Genomic DNA, 16,591 nt, shown 5'->3' on the forward strand with positions numbered 1-16,591 from the left:
GACATGAATCAAACGTGTCACTTTTTGTTCAAACTGCATGCGCTTAATACCATACCAAACAATTCTCATAGTTTCACATGATGCATACCCATTCAAAATATCAATTAAACTTATATTGCTCTATTCCTTAGTATGGTGAGATAAAATTTACAACTTAATAACATTAGAGAGCGGTATGGCCGACATATATCTGGTACGCCACGGACAAGCGTCATTTGGAAAAGCCAACTACGATAAGTTAAGCGATTTAGGGGCTCAACAAGCTTACTGGCTTGGCGACTATTTTAAGCAGCGTGAAACGCAGTTCGATGCCGTATTTATGGGCGACATGGTAAGACACAGAGAGACACAAGAGAGTATTGCTAACGGTATCCAGTCTAAAGCTTATTGCTTACCCGATGTCCAGACTAACAGCGCGCTTAATGAATTTAATTTTCAAGCAGTGGCTGCAGCTTATTTGGAGCGTTTCCCTGAACAAAAAGTGCCTGAGGGAGCGCCTGCTTCTGAGTACTATCGTTTACTTCGAAAAGCGATGCTTGCGTGGTCAAAAGATGAACTAGAGCATGGTTTATTGGATGAAACCTGGAAGACGTTTGAGGGAAGAGTAAGCGGCATGCTAGAGCAGTTACAGCATTCAGATGCAAAACGTGTGTTGGTGGTCAGTTCCGGTGGTGCAATTGCCATGATGCTCAAACAAATTCTAGGGTATAGCGATGAAACGGTTATCAATATGAACCTTCAAATTCGCAATACCAGCTTTTCTCAATGCTTTGCTAATCCGCGAGGCTTGCATCTCAATAACTTCAACAGCGTACCTCACCTGGATGTGTTAGACAGGTTGCACGCCATTACTTACAGCTAACGAGGGCAGTTATGAACTTTGAATACAATGAAAAAACCCAAACACTTCTAGAGAAGTTGCGTGCGTTTATGAATGAAGAAGTTTACCCAATCGAAAAGGACTATATTCACGCAGTAGAAAGCGGCGGTGCAAATGATACAAGTCGTTGGAAAACGCCTGACATGATGCAAACCCTCAAACAAAAAGCGAAAGACGCAGGGTTGTGGAACTTGTTTCTTCCTGAAGAATATAAACCTTATGGTGCAGGCTTAACCAACGCTGAGTATGCGCCGCTGTGTGAAGAAATGGGGCGTGTTCTTTTTAGTGCTGAAATTTTCAATTGTAGTGCGCCAGATACGGGCAATATGGAAGTAATAGCAAAATACGGTAACGATGCACAAAAGAAGCAATGGCTGGAGCCTTTGCTTAACGGTGAAATTCGTTCTGCGTTTGCTATGACCGAGCCTGCGGTTGCGTCGAGTGACGCGACAAATATAGAGACGTCTATAAAGCGCGATGGTGACGAATACGTCATCAACGGACGAAAGTGGTACACCAGCGGTGCCATGAATGAAAACTGCAAAATTATGGTTGTGATGGGGAAAACTGATTTTGACGCACCGCGCCATCAACAGCAGTCGCAAATTCTTGTGCCCATGAATACCCCTGGCGTAAAGGTTGTTCGCCCAATGGCGGCCATGGGCTATTACGACGAGCCAGTAGGGCATGCAGAGATTGTTTTTGATAATGTTCGTGTTCCTGCTGAAAATTTATTGTTGGGTGAAGGGCGAGGATTCGAAATTGCGCAAGGTCGCTTAGGACCTGGCAGAATTCATCACTGCATGCGTTTAATTGGCTGTGCGCAGCGCGCGCTTGATATGGCGTGTGAACGTGTAGAGCAGCGCGTGGCGTTTGGAAAGCCGCTTAGCAAACAACAGTCGGTGCGTGAAAGCATTGCAAAAATGCACTGCGACATTGAACAAGCCCGTTTACTTACGCTAAAAGCGGCCGACAAAATGGACCGTTATGGCAACAAAGTATCGCGCGACCTTATTGCTGCGATAAAAATAGTGGCACCCACTATGGCATGTAACGTTATTGACGAAGCCATTCAAATGCACGGCGCTGCAGGTACAAGCCAAGACTTTGTATTATCGGCTATGTATGCCTATGCTCGTACCATCAAGTTAGCCGATGGACCAGATCAAGTGCACATGATGCAGCTTGGTAGAAATTTGATTGCAGAGAAAAATGCATAAGGAGTGAGTGTGTCGAAGGATATTGCTAGCACGCCCCACACGATCAATTTACCCACGCTGAATGAGTATCTGTGTTCAGCGTGTCCTGAAGTTGGTGAGATAAAGGCTGCTGAAAAATTTGCAGGTGGACAGTCCAATCCTACCTTCAAACTTATCACTGACAAAGGCACATTCGTGCTGCGCCGCCAACCGCCAGGGAAGCTGTTAAAATCTGCTCACGCGGTAGACAGAGAATATCGCGTTATTAGTGCGCTGCAAGACAGCAGTGTACCCGTACCCACGGTATTTCACCTTTGCGAAGATACCAGTGTTATTGGCAGTATGTTTTACATCATGGATTATGTTGAAGGGCAGATATATTGGAACAGCGCACTGCCTGAAATAGCGTCGCCACAAACACGCGGTGCCATGTACGACGAGATGAACAGTGTGCTTGCCGCTCTACATAGCGTTGATATTGAAAAGGCCGGATTGTCAGACTACGGCAAGCCGGGCAGCTACTTTGAACGTCAGTTAAGTCGTTGGACCAAGCAATACCGCGCTTCCGAGCTTGAGCATATTGAAGAAATTGAAGCACTAATAACTTACTTAGAAGCAAACTTGCCCGAAGATGATGGTCAAGTATCGCTGGTGCATGGTGATTTTCGTTTAGACAACATGATGTTTGATATGTCTGATAGCAATAACCCACGGGTTATTGCAGTACTTGATTGGGAGTTATCAACGCTAGGGCACCCTTATGCCGATTTGGCGTACCAGTGCATGCAGTTGCGTCTTCCTAGTGACATTGCCCATGCAGCTGGATTGGGTGGTTTAGACAGAAAGGCGTTGGGTATTCCAAGTGAAGAAGCTTATATCGACGCATATTGCCAGCGCCGCGGTATTGAGAGTATCGATAATTGGACGTTTTACTTGGCGTTTAGCTTCTTCCGCTTAGCAGCCATTTTACAGGGCGTAGTTAAACGTGCACACGATGGGAACGCATCAAGTGAAAAGGCCATGCAGCTAGGCGCAATGGTTCGCCCTCTTGCACAAATAGCGAATGAAACCATTCATCAACGTTAAAAATTTTGAACAGGATTTGGAGTATTTATGAAAGCAATCGTGTGTGAAGCATTCGGCCCTATTGATGAACTTCAGTATAAGGACGTTGTCGATCCAGAAGTTAAAAAAGGCCACATTGTCGTTAACGTTGAAGCAGCAGGTGTGAATTTTCCAGATGGGCTGCTAGTTCAAGGTTTATATCAGCTTCAGCCTGACTTTCCATTCGTGCCAGGAAATGAAGTAGCAGGCACTGTAGCTGAAGTAGGTGAGGGCGTTACTCATATTCAAAAGGGGCAGCGCGTAATTGCACTGTCTAATTTAGGCGGTTATGCAGAAAAAGCGCTCATTCCAGCAAGCCATGTTATGCCGTTACCAGACCCTATTCACGTTAACGAAGGGGCTGCACTGGTCACTGCTCATGCGACGGCTCACCATGCCCTAAAACAGCGTGCAAAACTACAGGCTGGAGAAACACTGGTAGTGACTGGTGCGGCAGGCGGTACAGGTTTAGCAGCAGTGCAAATCGGTAAAATTATGGGCGCGAAGGTAATTGCTGTTTGTTCTACCGAAGAAAAATTAGCTTTGGCAAAAGAGTACGGTGCTGATGTGCTCATTAACTACAAAGAAAAAGATTTGAAAGAGACGCTTAAAGAAGTAACTGGCGGCAAAGGCGCTGATGTTGTTTACGAATGCGTAGGCGGCGATACATTCCATGCTTGCAGCAGAAGTATGGCATGGGAAGGCCGCTTGTTGGTAGTTGGTTTTGCCGGTGGTGAAATTCCAAAGTTTCCGGTGAATTTAGCGCTAGTAAAAGGCTACTCTGTGATGGGCGTATTTTGGGGCTCGTTTACGCAGCATGACCCTAAAGGCTTTGCAGAAAACATGCAGGAACTATTAACTTGGTATGTACAAGGCAAAGTCAAAGTCGTAGTAGATGAAGCACTGCCACTGCAAGACGCCACAAAAGCCATGGCGAAGGTTATGAATCGAGAAGTAAAAGGTAAAATGGTACTTGTGCCGTAATTGATTTAAAGCACAACTGGGACTGAAGTTAGCGTTGTCTAACTGTGTTGGAAAAGCCCAGATATTTTTTCTGGGTTCTTTCTATTCTTCTTTACACCGTTTTTTATGCTGTAGCCTTAAAAACAAGGGTGTATACCTACGAGGCTTGCGCAATGTCTGGGTCATAGTTTCCATGAACGATGCCTAATAATTCTGGCTCATGGATAAAATAACCCTGTGCATAGTCTACATCTAAATTCTTCACTTCGTTGTATGTGGTTTCATCGGTGACGTATTCGGCAACAGTCTTAAGGCCCATGGAATGTGCAACGTCACAAATCGATTTCACAATTTGACCTGAAGTGCGGTTCGACGATATGTCGCGAATAAATAAGCCGTCAATTTTGACGGTGTCCACGGGTAGTGATTTTAAGTAATTAAACGATGCTAAGCCTGTACCAAAATCATCAAGTGAGAAAGAAAACCCTTTTTTTCGTAAAGCCTTTATATTTTTTACTGTATCGTCAATGCTCATCATTGCCGTTGTTTCGGTTATTTCAAAGGTAATGTTTTTGGGTTCAAACACATAGGTATCCATTATGCGTTCAACAAACGCAACAAAACTCTTGTCTGAAATGGTTTGCCCTGACAAATTCACTGAATAGGTAATGTTGTCTACCATGTTGCGCACAAGGCTTTCAAATACATGCCGGTCTACAAGCGGCATAACTCTGAATCGTTTTGCCTGAGGTATAAATGCAGACGGAGACACAATATTGCCGTTTTGCTGCTTAAGCCTAATAAGCACTTCACAATAGTGCTGGCTTTGTGCTCTCAAGTCTTCTATGTTTTGGGCATAAAGCAGTAGGCGTTTATTTGAAATGGCCTGTTCAATTTCATCAATCCATTTCACATTCTTAAGGTGGTCTTTAAACTCGGTGCCGGTGGCCTCGATAACATGAAGCGTGTTCTTACCCTCGCTTTTAGCAAGATGGCAGGCTGTGTCTGCAACACTCATTAAGCTAGTAAATGTGTCGGTTTCGTACTGCTCTACAGACGTTAGTCCAATGGAAACGGAAGTGCGCACAAGCGCATCTTTTGTAAAGACTTCAATTGATTCTATTTTTTTGAGCACTTCGAGCAGTTTTTTTTCACCTTGTGCCAAAGGACAATTATTGAAAAATATTGCGAATTCATCGCCACTTAGTCGCGCAATAAAGTCTTGTTCTCTTACACAGCCTTTTAATAATGAAGCAACACACTTAAGTATTTCATCACCCACAGCATGTCCATATTTATCGTTAATTGCTTTAAAGTTATCGATATCAACATAGGCGAAAGCTGCTTTATGTTGAGCCTCTATAATTTCAGGTAGAAGTGTATCTAGCGTCTCTTCTAGATACTGGCGATTATGGACTTCTGTTAGCGAATCGTGTGTAGCCCTGTGCAGCAGTAAACTCTCTTGTGTAATATCTCGAAGGACAACAAGAAACCCCTGTGGCATGGTTCTGCACTTAATAGTAACTACCCGTTCTCCAATAGAGATCTCTGTTAAATCAAGGGTTGGCTTTCTGTTTTTCAGCATTACTTCACTAATCCGCGTATACACGCTATGTTCATTAACGAAGACATTTTCAAAATGTCTGTCAATGAACTCACCAATCAATAAATGGTTTAACCCAAGGATTTCGCACGCCTTCTGGTTTAATACCTGGACTTCTAAAGCATCCGATACACACATAATGCCATAGGGTATAGAGCCTAGAATGCCAGACAACATATCTCGAAGCGTCGAGACGTGTTCACTATTTTCAGTCATAACACTTGGTCCTTATTACTTGAAGCGTTGCATCCTTATTGCTCTTTGCGCACTGATTGAACACATGCGTTGCAAGAGTGTAGGTGTCAGTTTTTGACGCTGAGACAGATAATCGACTTTGAGTAAAATCAACGCCGAGAGAGCCAATAGCTAAAACACTGTTTTCAGAATTAGGAAGTTTTAAATGCGTAATACCATCATGACTACATGGTAACGGGCAAATGCGATAGTTATTTGCGCTTTGCTTCTGAATAGCGCAAAACGGCATGTTGTGTGTACCTATAAATTCTATGGTGTTTGAGCACACTTTTAATAGGCTCAATGGAAATTGACCATCGCCACTAATACGGTGAAATTTTTTGAAGAGTTCGGGTAAATCCAAGCGGAAAAACTGGTTAAGTATTTGATCAATGGCATCTTGGAAATAGATATGCAAATCTCTGTTTGCAACAGAATAAATGCCCAAGATTGCATGCTCTCCATCGAATGTTTTTTTCAACACTCTATCGTGATTGATGTATTCATTTTCAGCAGGAAAAGATATGTAATCGACAGATATATCTTGTGGGCGGGGGGGGGCAAAAAATGAAAGGGCAATAGATAACCCATTTTTATCATTTTTCTGAATAACAAACTCATCCACTGCATTACGGGCCGCATTTAAGCCCAAACCCAAACTGGAAGACCTATGTGTACTGTAACCGTTTTGAAATGCCCTCGCTAAGTCAGGAATACCAGTGCCTTTATCTTCTATAGTTACTACAAGGCCATTCAAGTTTTCTAACAACGTAGTGGAGGCTGTAACATTTTTTGCATAGCGAAGCGCATTGGTGGCTATCTCTGATACGCCAGTGGCGAAATAGCTAGATTTAAAATCGTCATTATAAATATGATAGCAAAGCAGCTTACAATGTTGGCAAAGTAGATCAATATCGCGCTGACTATTCAGGTGAACGATATCGTGAGTTTTCTCCTGATAATCGCACTGAAGCATGTGCTAATTTCCGGTGCTCACAATAGTACAGTTTAGTTCCTTAAGCGCTTCATGTACTGCTTCTTTTAAGCGCTTTTTCACTGTATTAGAGCCTAAAACAACGCCGTTTTTCACCATTGTCATCGCTATTACGCCGCGGATACCACAGAAAATAGTTTTCACTCCAATAAGATTGAGCGTTTCTGACGTCTGGACTAGTTGTGAAGCTACAGATGAGTCGATAGCATCGACGTTTGAGAGGTCAATAATAGACACGGTGTAATTGCCATTCTCAACCATTTGAATAATCTTATTAGTGATAGCAGTCATACGCGCTGAGTCTATGCTGCCAAAAAAGCCTGAATAAATGCACTTATCGAAAAGTTCAGAGGCTACAATGGGCGATTCGCCGCCAATTTGTTTTCTGCTAATTGCTACACTATCCATATGAGGCGCCTTTGGAGTTTTTGATATCTCGAAAACGTTGGCTTAATTGTCTTCTATGAAAGCTTTAAAGAAAGGAATTAAGTCAAATTAAAATTGCTTAATGTTTGAACTATAGACCGATGCTCTCAGTTTGCTCGTGTTTTGCACGATATTTAGACTAAAGTTTAAGAAGCTAGAGCACATGAACATATAGCTTTCGATTAGGGGAAGCATATTCATTTTATAATGTGCTAAGTAGGTCGAGCAAAACTGGGTTTTTTATCTCTTGCAAGAAAAAATTTCAGCTTTAAAGACTTTGATGTGACTTAATTTGGCAACTATCTACACGTCATTACTCGTCGTGTTCTACCGCTGGAAATGAAGTGTGTGTAGACGATGTGTTTTCCATTGTAGAAAGACGCTGTTCAATGAGTTTATGTAGGGTATCAGCTTGTGAACGTTGGCTACCGCGTATTTTTTTTGTCAGTAGATTGTTGCTAAATTCCGTTTTTTCAATGTCTTGGCTGGTGATATTTTCATCGCCGGCCATTGCAAAACTAGGTAATGCCAATGCTGCAACAAAGACAACTGCTTTTGTGATGGCTGTGACAAAAGTAGAGTTGTACGTTTTCATAGCAAGCCTGCTTGTTTAACTGTTGGCGGATGAAAAAACGAAAGGTGCACTGTTGCCGCACCAAGCGTTAGTTTTGTTTGTTCTTGTTCATTACACCGCAATGCAACGAACAGCAAAAGTAGAAACATTATACCTACGTATATGATTTTATACTTTTTTCATTTTTAGCAGGCTTACCAAAGCGTTAGGCCAAGCAGGTAAATTGAACAATTGGACCAAATAGTTTTGTGGTTTATTGTTACCAAGCCGTAACACCGCCATCTACGGCAATTGTTTGACCGTTCATGTAGCTGTTTCCTGGTGACAGCAGTAACATCATCGTATTCACAATCTCTTGCGGTTCTCCTAAACGCTTCATTGGACTGCCCATACCCAGCTGTTCTCTTGCTTCTGGTGTGTTGTAACCGTCTATATTTAAAATGTTGGTTGGGCTGTAGAAGGGGCAAATGGCGTTTACGCGAACATTCTTCCTTCCATATTCCACAGCAGCGGTTCGTGTAATACCCGATACTGCATGTTTTGCAGCAGCATAAGCCCCACCTTTTGGCGCACCGCCTAACCCTGCCAATGAACTGACATTTAAAATATGCCCGTGCTTTTGCGCAAGCATCGCTGGAATTTGGTATTTCATGCCGAACATTACACCTTTAACATTCACGGAAAATTGTGTGTCGATTATTTCTTCTGTCATTTGGTGCAATGGCGCAGGATTATGTGCAATGCCAGCATTGTTCACGGCGATATCTAGGCGACCAAATGTTTCCAACGCCAGTTCAACCAATTGCTTATTCAGTAGTTCTTTAGAAATATCGCCCGCCAAGGCTACTGCCTCAGTTAGACCGCTTATATCTTTTCTTGTGTCTTCTAGCGCTAATTCGTTGATATCCGTAAGTACTAGTTTTGCTCCACGATTGGCAAGTCCCATTGAGAGTAGACGCCCAAAGCCGCTTCCAGCGCCCGTAATTAAAACCGTATTTCCCGTAAAATCTAAAAGTGCGTCCATGATGCGCTCCTATAAGTTATGTGTTTGTTCTATAAATTGTTTTAGCAATGCAGCCAATTCTTCGCCTTTATCTTCTTGGATAAAGTGCCCTCCGTCTTTTATTACTGCGTGTTCAATACCTTCACAGCCAGGGACCAATTTCTGAAATATGCGATCGCCGCCTGCGGTAACTGGATCACTATCACCAAATGCAGTCATAAACGGTTTTTCAAATTGCCTCAGTTTTTCCCACGCATTGTGATTAGATTGCGCTTCAACGCTGTCAGGGCTAGCAGGTACCAATAATGGGAACATTCGCGCACCAGCTTTATATTCTTCAGAAGGGAAGGGAGCGTCGTAGGCTTTTAAGGTGTGTTCCGATAATTCAGAAACCGTTGCACCTTGAATGATGCTTGAGGTTGGGAAGACAGGCACATCTTGTGAAAAACGACGCCATTTAGAAAATGCTTCATTTGGCGACTGGTCTCCAGTTGGTAAACCCGTGTTCGACACCATTACACCAACAAACCGTTCGGGCATATCTGCAACTAACCTCAGTCCCAGCAATCCGCCCCAGTCTTGACAAAACAGCGTAACAGGCCCTTTAACCACCTGATTAAACCATTCTTTCACCCATATAAAGTGACGAGCGTACGTATAATCCTCGCATCTTTCTAATTTATCCGAACGTCCAAACCCAATGAGATCTGGAGCTAAAACGTTGAATCCGGCCTCTACCAGTGTCGGTATCATCTTTCTGTAAAGGTAGGCCCACGTAGGTTCACCATGCATGAGCACAATAGTGTGACCATCTTTTGGCCCTGCTTGATAGTACGCCATTGTTATCTCACTGCTTACTGTATCAGTGACCTGAACATAGTGAGGCGTATAGGGAAAATCAGTGATATTCGCAAAAGCGCTTTCCGGGGTTTTCAACACTTGCATGGTGAATTATCCATTGTAATTTTCTTGTAAATAATTTGGTGTTGGTGTTAACAAAAACACTGGTTTGATTTGGTGTCAAACCCTCCTTAACCAATACCTCACGCTGTACTGAGGCGAAAATACCACCTCAAAAGGGCTGGCTGTCAATATTAAATATTGTGATAAATGTCTATAACACCAATAAACTTGGATGATTAACGTCTCTGCAATAACATCCAAATAACGTGATAAACAGGACATGGTTATGACACAAACGGAAAATCAAGTAGTTGCCTATGACGTTCAACAAGGCGTCGCTACTCTTACAATGCAAAGTGCACCCGTTAACGCTCTTTCTCGCGCGCTACGCGTTGGGCTAATTGACGGCATTGAAAATGCCTCGAAAGATGAAAGTGTTAGTGCAATAGTAATTACTTCTGCTTTACCAATATTTTCAGGTGGTGCAGACATTAGTGAATTTTCTGGCGGTGACTTGTCACCTATGCTTCCTGAGGTTCTCGACAAAATTGAAAACGCGAACAAGCCGGTTATTGCAGTGTTGCCAGGGCCTGCTTTCGGTGGCGGGCTTGAGGTAGCACTAGCGTGTCATCACCGCATTACCTTTGCAGATAACAAGGTTGGGTTGCCAGAAGTGAATTTGGGGATCCTGCCTGGTGCAGGTGGTACACAGCGGTTACCAAGACTGGCGGATGCGCAGACAGCGCTAACAATGATAGCCAGCGGCAAACCTACGTCAGTACTGAAGTTACCTGGAGTTTTCGACAAAATATCAGATAAACCTGAGCACTTATTGGAAGACACCAAAGCATATCTAGCATCTCTTACAGCTGACAATGCAATTAAACGTACATGCGATATCACGCTATCAATGACCGATGAAGTTCAAGCGGTGTTTGATGCGGTAACTGCGCAAACAAAGAAGGCCGCGCGTGGCTTCTTTGCGCCGCTTAAATGTATCGAAGCAGTGCACGGTGCGTACACACTCGATTTTGAAGCTGGCCTTAAAAATGAAGGCAAGCTGTTTATGGAATGTATGAATACGCCACAGGCACGCGCCCAACAGCACTTTTTCTTCGCTGAACGTGCGGCGGGACATGTAAGCGACTTTGATAAATCAACACCAGAACGCAGTATTCAAAAGGTCGCAATTATTGGCGCGGGTACGATGGGTGGCGGTATTGCAATGAACTTCGCTAATGCTGGCATTCCTGTAACTATGCTTGAGCTAAAAGAAGAGGCGTTAGAGAAAGGGTTAGCGCTTATTCGCAAAAATTACGAAAACTCTGCGAAAAAAGGTAAGCTTACCCAAGAGCAAGTGGAAACACGCATTGGCCTTTTAACAGGCACAACGTCTTATGATGACCTTGCCGATGTTGATTTAGTTATTGAAGCCGTGTTCGAGAAAATGGAAGTTAAAAAGACGGTTTTCTCAACACTAGATAAAGTGTGTAAGCCCGGTGCAATTTTAGCATCAAACACGTCAACGTTAGACATTGACGAAATTGCGACTGCTACATCCCGTCCAGAAGATGTTATTGGCCTTCATTTCTTTTCACCCGCAAACGTTATGCGCTTACTAGAAGTAGTAAAAGCGGATAAAACGTCACCTGAAGTCATCAAGACATGTATGAAGATGGCGAAGCGAATTAAGAAAGTCGCAGTTCTCGTGGGCGTATGTTTTGGTTTTGTGGGCAACCGTATGATAGAGCCATATGGTCGCGAAGCTAACAGACTGCTATTAGAAGGTGCCACACCAGAACAGGTAGACAGAGTGCTCACCGAATTTGGCATGCCAATGGGGCCGTTTACCATGGGTGATATGGCTGGTTTGGATATTGGCTACTATGTGCGCCAGTCTCGACAAGAATATATTTCTCACGACCCCGCCTACGGTGCGGTTGCAGACCGCCTTGTAGAAAAAGGGCGCAATGGACTGAAAACAGGGCGCGGTGCTTATAATTACGATGCTGGAAGCCGTGTACCAATTCCTGATCCAGAAGTACTTGAGATTGCAAAACAAGAAGCAGAGCGCTTAGGTGTAACTCAGCGCGATAATATTAGTGACGAAGAAATCTTAGTGCGCGTTATGTACTCTTTAATTAATGAAGGTGCGGCCATTCTTGAAGAGGGGATTGCCGCTAAATCAAGTGATATCGACGTCATCTATGTGTACGGCTATGGTTTCCCTGTTTATCGAGGGGGGCCAATGCAATATGCCGATGAGGTAGGACTAGGCACCATTTTAGACAAGCTGACAACTTACAGAGATCAGCTTGGTGAGTACGGCAAAATGTGGCTAGAGCCAAGTGAATTACTAGTGAAACTGGCGCGTGAAGGCGGCAGCTTTAAAAACTATAAAAAATAAGCAAACGAAAAGGATAAAACCTATGCGTGATGCAGTTATTGTTAGTACCGCGAGAACGCCAATTGGCCGTGCCTATAAAGGCGCTTTGAACAACTTACCCGCTCCTTCGCTGGGCGGGCATGCTATTTCACATGCTGTGGCACGTGCTGGGGTAGACCCAGCGAGCATTGACGATGTGGTAATGGGCGCAGCGTTAACTCAAGGCAGCGGCGGTATGAACATTGGTCGCTTAGCAGGCCTAGCGGGCGGTTTACCTGTTACCGTTGCAGGCATGACGTTAGACAGACAGTGCAGCTCAGGCATGTACGCCATTGCTACCGCCGCTAATGCTATCCAAACGGGCGAAACCAACATTATGGTCGCTGGAGGCTTAGACTCTATTTCGCTTGTTCAAAATAAGAATATGAATATGTTCCGCGCTGTTGACCCTGCGCTTGTGGCAAAACATAAAGACATTTACATGCCTATGTTGCAAACCGCAGAGGTGGTAGGTAAGCGTTACAATATTAGTCGCGACGTACAAGATGAATATGGCTATCAAAGCCAAATGCGCACTGCGGCGGCACAACAAGCGGGTAAGTTCGACGATGAAATTGTGCCCATTACTGCTACTCAGGCCATCTTCAATAAAGAAACAGGCGAAACCAGTGAGCGCGAAGTCACGCTTTCTAAAGATGAAGGCAATCGTCCTGAAACAACCTTAGAAGGGCTTCAAGCACTTAATCCGGTAATTGAGGGTGGTTGTATTACAGCAGGTAATGCAAGCCAGCTTTCTGATGGTGCTAGCGCTACGGTAATTATGGACGAGCAATCTGCAGCCAAAGGCAGTGCTCAACCACTTGGTATTTATCGCGGTATTGCAGTGGCAGGGTGTGAGCCAGATGAAATGGGTATTGGCCCTGTGTTCGCTATTCCAAAGTTATTAAAGCAGCATGGATTGACCATGGACGATATTGGTCTGTGGGAACTCAATGAAGCGTTTGCCGTACAGGTGCTGTACTGCCGCGATAAATTGGGCATTCCAGACGAATTATTAAATGTAAATGGTGGGGCTATTTCAATTGGTCACCCCTATGGCATGAGCGGTGCTCGCATGGTGGGTCATGCACTCATCGAAGGTAAACGACGCGGTGCAAAATTCGTAGTTTGCACCATGTGTATCGGTGGCGGAATGGGCGCTGCTGGTCTATTTGAAGTTCTATAGTAGGTATTAGTATGGAAGGTTATAAAGCTCCTCAACGTGACGCAATGTTCGTTACACATGAGTTACTCGATTATCAAAGTCACTATCAAAAACTGGGTTTTGACGAAGCTTCTGAAGATTTGGTTACTGCCATTTTCGCTGAAGCCGCTAAGTTTTCTGAGAATACGCTGGCACCTATCAATGCGTCTGGTGATGAAGAAGGCTGTAAGTGGGTTGACGGTGAAGTAACAACGCCAAAAGGTTTCAAAGAAGCTTACCAAACCTACGTTGAAGGCGGGTGGCCAAGCATGTCGCACCCTGAAGATTTTGGCGGTCAAGCGTTACCGTACTCGCTTTCTTCAATTATTGCGGAATGGTTCTCTGGCGCTAACCACTCGTGGGCTATGTATCCTGGCCTAAGTCAAGGATGTATGGAAACGCTTAAAGCACATGGTACAGAAGAGCAACAAAACAAATTCTTACCTAAGCTGATCAGTGGTGAATGGACAGGCACAATGTGTTTAACCGAATCTCACTGTGGCTCAGACTTGGGCATGCTTAAATGTAAAGCTGAGCCTCAAGAAGACGGTAGCTACAGCCTAACGGGCACCAAGATTTTTATCTCTGCCGGTGAGCATGATATGTCTGACAATATTGTGCATATCGTTCTAGCTCGTTTGCCAGACGCACCAGAAGGTACTAAAGGTATTTCATTGTTCGTTGTGCCTAAATTCAACGTTGGTGAAGATGGCGAGAAACAAGACAGAAACGCAGTAGCGTGCGGCAGCATCGAGCACAAGATGGGTATCAAAGCCAGCGCAACGTGCGTTATCAACTTTGACGGTGCAAAAGGTTTCCTTATTGGTCCTCCAAACCGTGGCCTAAACTGCATGTTTACCTTTATGAACACGGCGCGTATCGGTACTGGCCTTGAAGGGCTGGCGGCTTCTGAAGCTTCATTCCAAGGTGCACTTCGCTATGCGAAAGACCGTGTTCAGTTTCGCTCACTAACAGGGCGTAAAAATCCAGATGGCCCGGCTGACCCAATTATCGTTCACCCTGACGTACGTCGTATGCTACTAACGCAGAAAGCTTTTGCTGAAGGCAATCGCGCGCTTGCAGCTTACTGTATGCAGCTTGTAGATATCACGCTGTATGGCAACGATGCTGCAGAAAAGCAGATGGCAGACGCTAAACTTGCGTTTTTAACACCTATTGTTAAAGCGTTCTTAACTGAAACCGCGCAAGAAGCAACCAGTTATGGCATGCAGGTATACGGTGGTCACGGCTTCATAAAAGAGTGGGGCATGGAACAGCTAGCACGTGATACACGTATTTGTACCATGTACGAAGGTACAACAGGCATTCAGGCAGTAGATTTGTTAGGCCGTAAGGTTATGGGTTCTAACGGTGAATTACTGAACGTGTTTGTTCAAGAGGTGCGTGACTATTGTAATTCGCTACGAGATAACGCGCAGTTCAGTGCATGGACAAATGCGCTAAGCTCACACCTTGACGAATGGCAGCAAATTACCATGGATATTGGTAAAGCAGCAGCGTCGAATCCTGACGAAATTGGTGCAGCCTCTGTAGATTATCTTATGTATTCAGGTTACGTGTCGGTTGCGTATTTCTGGCTGAAAATGGCAGTTAAAGCGCAAGAGCAACTTGATGCAGGTAGCACTGAAACAGAGTTTTATAAGAGTAAGATCCTTACTACAGGCTTTTATTTCGATCGTCTTCTAACAAGAACGCGTTCATTGGTATCGGCTATGCAGTCAGGATCTGACAATCTTATGGCAATGCCAGAGAGCATGTTCGCTGTAGAGTAACTGTTTAGATCAAAGACAAACAAGTAAACAAGCCGAGCTGTTAATACTAGAAAACAGCTCGGCTTTTTTGTTTTAAAAACTTAGATGCCTTGGAAATAACCGAATCTTAAAACTCTTTTTCCGAAAGTAGAAAAAATTAACTAAAGAGGGAGTGATTACATGGAAACGCAAATGCTACGTAGTCATTTTGTGGAAGTAGATGGCCACGACATTCATTATTTATCAAATGTTGAGTGTGTAAATAATGCAAGTACTAACCCCTTGATGCTATTTCTACATGGCTTTCCCGAAAATGCATTCGCTTGGGAACCCCTTATTTCTTGTTTATCAGAGCGAGTTGATGTGATTGCTCCTGATATACCTGGTTATCATAAATCAGCGCCATTAGCGCAAGAGGGAGATTACGCTGTTTCTAAGCTGCTTGCTAGAATGGCTACGTTTATTGAGAGAGTGAGTAATAAAAGGCGCGTGATTCTTGTAGGCCACGATTGGGGTGGGGCAATTGCATGGCCTTTAGCCGCTTTCCATTCTCATTTATTTTCTCACTTAGTGATATTAAATGCCGCGCATCCTTCTACGTTTACCGAATTGCTAAAGACAAGTCGTAAACAGCGTGAAAAAAGTCAATATATTCATCAATTGATAGGCGATGATGCCCAATCAACATTGCAAAGCACCGACTTTAAGTTACTAAAGAATATGTTGGGAGAATCACTATTTTCTACACACAAAGAGTACGCAGATACCTTGCTTGCTATGTGGAACAATAAGCGCTCTTTAAGCGCTATGTTGAATTACTACCGAAATATGCCTCAGTTAGTGCCTGTAACCGATGCCGATGAGCATGAGCTTAAGCGCATACACGTGCCAAATATACGAATACTGATACCAACATTAGTACTGTGGGGAGAGCAAGATGATGCGTTTGAAGTTGATATTTTAGATGCTCTACCACGGTATGTTGACAACCTAGCCATTAAACGCCATGAAGGTGCAACGCACTGGATCCATAGAGAGCAAGCTATGTGGGCGGCAAATCACATATGCGATTTTATTTTGAATAGGGAATAAAGGCGTCTCAAAAGGGAGAGGCCTCCGAAGAGGCCTCAAGAGCGGCATCCTGCCGCTACCATGTTGAATCGTTCTACTGCGTTATCTTGTTCTGACTATGTACGTAAAGCGCAGGTCAAAAAGATATTCGCTGTATGAGTAATTAGATTCTGTCGTTAAGCGTTGCAGAAATAGGCGAGTCTTGAAGACCTTGCTCTGCAATCCACGCTTGAAGC

At 44.0% G+C, this 16,591-nt stretch carries 14 protein-coding genes; 8 read left to right on the forward strand and 6 right to left on the reverse strand.

Annotation, left to right across the window (positions count from 1 at the left end; all coding sequences use genetic code 11):
* Window positions 1-175: 175 nt before the first annotated feature.
* Genes V7R35_RS11570 through V7R35_RS11585 form a run of 4 tightly spaced genes read left to right on the forward strand, consistent with a single transcriptional unit; the run spans window position 176 to window position 4,167 of the window.
* Window positions 176-862 (forward strand): histidine phosphatase family protein, encoded by a 687-nt coding sequence (locus V7R35_RS11570; RefSeq protein WP_334014996.1) that lies wholly within the window; start codon window positions 176-178, stop codon window positions 860-862.
* Between the two features lie 11 nt (window positions 863-873).
* Window positions 874-2,100 (forward strand): acyl-CoA dehydrogenase family protein, encoded by a 1,227-nt coding sequence (locus V7R35_RS11575; RefSeq protein ID WP_334014997.1) that lies wholly within the window; start codon window positions 874-876, stop codon window positions 2,098-2,100.
* Window positions 2,101-2,109: 9 nt separating this feature from the next.
* On the forward strand, window positions 2,110-3,165 hold the full coding sequence (locus V7R35_RS11580) for a phosphotransferase family protein (RefSeq protein ID WP_334014999.1): 1,056 nt from the start codon (window positions 2,110-2,112) through the stop codon (window positions 3,163-3,165).
* A 27-nt stretch (window positions 3,166-3,192) separates the two neighbouring features.
* Complete coding sequence (locus V7R35_RS11585; RefSeq protein ID WP_334015000.1) at window positions 3,193-4,167, forward strand: NADPH:quinone oxidoreductase family protein; 975 nt, start codon at window positions 3,193-3,195, stop codon at window positions 4,165-4,167.
* A 136-nt stretch (window positions 4,168-4,303) separates the two neighbouring features.
* On the opposite strand, the gene V7R35_RS11590 is transcribed toward V7R35_RS11585, so the two are convergent.
* From V7R35_RS11590 to V7R35_RS11615, 6 genes are all read right to left on the reverse strand, one after another.
* Window positions 4,304-5,965 (reverse strand): EAL domain-containing protein, encoded by a 1,662-nt coding sequence (locus V7R35_RS11590; protein WP_334015001.1) that lies wholly within the window; start codon window positions 5,963-5,965, stop codon window positions 4,304-4,306.
* Window positions 5,958-6,959 (reverse strand): ATP-binding protein, encoded by a 1,002-nt coding sequence (locus tag V7R35_RS11595; protein ID WP_334015002.1) that lies wholly within the window; start codon window positions 6,957-6,959, stop codon window positions 5,958-5,960. Before V7R35_RS11595 ends, V7R35_RS11590 begins: the two co-directional genes overlap by 8 nt.
* 3 nt (window positions 6,960-6,962) lie before the next feature.
* Window positions 6,963-7,385 (reverse strand): STAS domain-containing protein, encoded by a 423-nt coding sequence (locus V7R35_RS11600; RefSeq protein WP_334015004.1) that lies wholly within the window; start codon window positions 7,383-7,385, stop codon window positions 6,963-6,965.
* A 331-nt stretch (window positions 7,386-7,716) separates the two neighbouring features.
* Window positions 7,717-7,998: a hypothetical protein gene (locus V7R35_RS11605; RefSeq protein WP_334015005.1), complete on the reverse strand. Its 282-nt coding sequence runs from the start codon at window positions 7,996-7,998 to the stop codon at window positions 7,717-7,719.
* A 238-nt stretch (window positions 7,999-8,236) separates the two neighbouring features.
* Entirely contained in the window at window positions 8,237-9,001 is a 765-nt protein-coding gene (locus tag V7R35_RS11610; protein WP_334015006.1) for an SDR family NAD(P)-dependent oxidoreductase, read from the reverse strand.
* 9 nt (window positions 9,002-9,010) lie between these two features.
* Window positions 9,011-9,925, reverse strand: coding sequence for a haloalkane dehalogenase (locus V7R35_RS11615; RefSeq protein WP_334015007.1), 915 nt, complete (start codon window positions 9,923-9,925; stop codon window positions 9,011-9,013).
* A gap of 244 nt (window positions 9,926-10,169) precedes the next feature.
* Between V7R35_RS11615 and V7R35_RS11620 the strand changes: the two genes are divergently transcribed.
* The 4 genes from V7R35_RS11620 to V7R35_RS11635 all read left to right on the forward strand — a co-directional run bounded on the left by V7R35_RS11620 (window position 10,170) and on the right by V7R35_RS11635 (window position 16,376).
* Window positions 10,170-12,290 (forward strand): 3-hydroxyacyl-CoA dehydrogenase NAD-binding domain-containing protein, encoded by a 2,121-nt coding sequence (locus V7R35_RS11620; RefSeq protein ID WP_334015008.1) that lies wholly within the window; start codon window positions 10,170-10,172, stop codon window positions 12,288-12,290.
* 22 nt (window positions 12,291-12,312) lie between these two features.
* Window positions 12,313-13,494, forward strand: a complete 1,182-nt coding sequence (locus V7R35_RS11625; RefSeq protein ID WP_334015009.1) for an acetyl-CoA C-acyltransferase — start codon at window positions 12,313-12,315, stop codon at window positions 13,492-13,494.
* An 11-nt stretch (window positions 13,495-13,505) separates the two neighbouring features.
* Window positions 13,506-15,305, forward strand: coding sequence for an acyl-CoA dehydrogenase C-terminal domain-containing protein (locus V7R35_RS11630; RefSeq protein WP_334015010.1), 1,800 nt, complete (start codon window positions 13,506-13,508; stop codon window positions 15,303-15,305).
* Window positions 15,306-15,464: 159 nt separating this feature from the next.
* The gene (locus tag V7R35_RS11635) at window positions 15,465-16,376 is read left to right on the forward strand and encodes an alpha/beta fold hydrolase (RefSeq protein ID WP_334015011.1); all 912 of its coding nucleotides are present in this window, start codon (window positions 15,465-15,467) and stop codon (window positions 16,374-16,376) included.
* Window positions 16,377-16,591 lie beyond the last annotated feature (215 nt).

This window comes from Alteromonas sp. S167, from assembly GCF_036864375.1.
Taxonomy (GTDB): Bacteria; Pseudomonadota; Gammaproteobacteria; order Enterobacterales; family Alteromonadaceae; genus Alteromonas.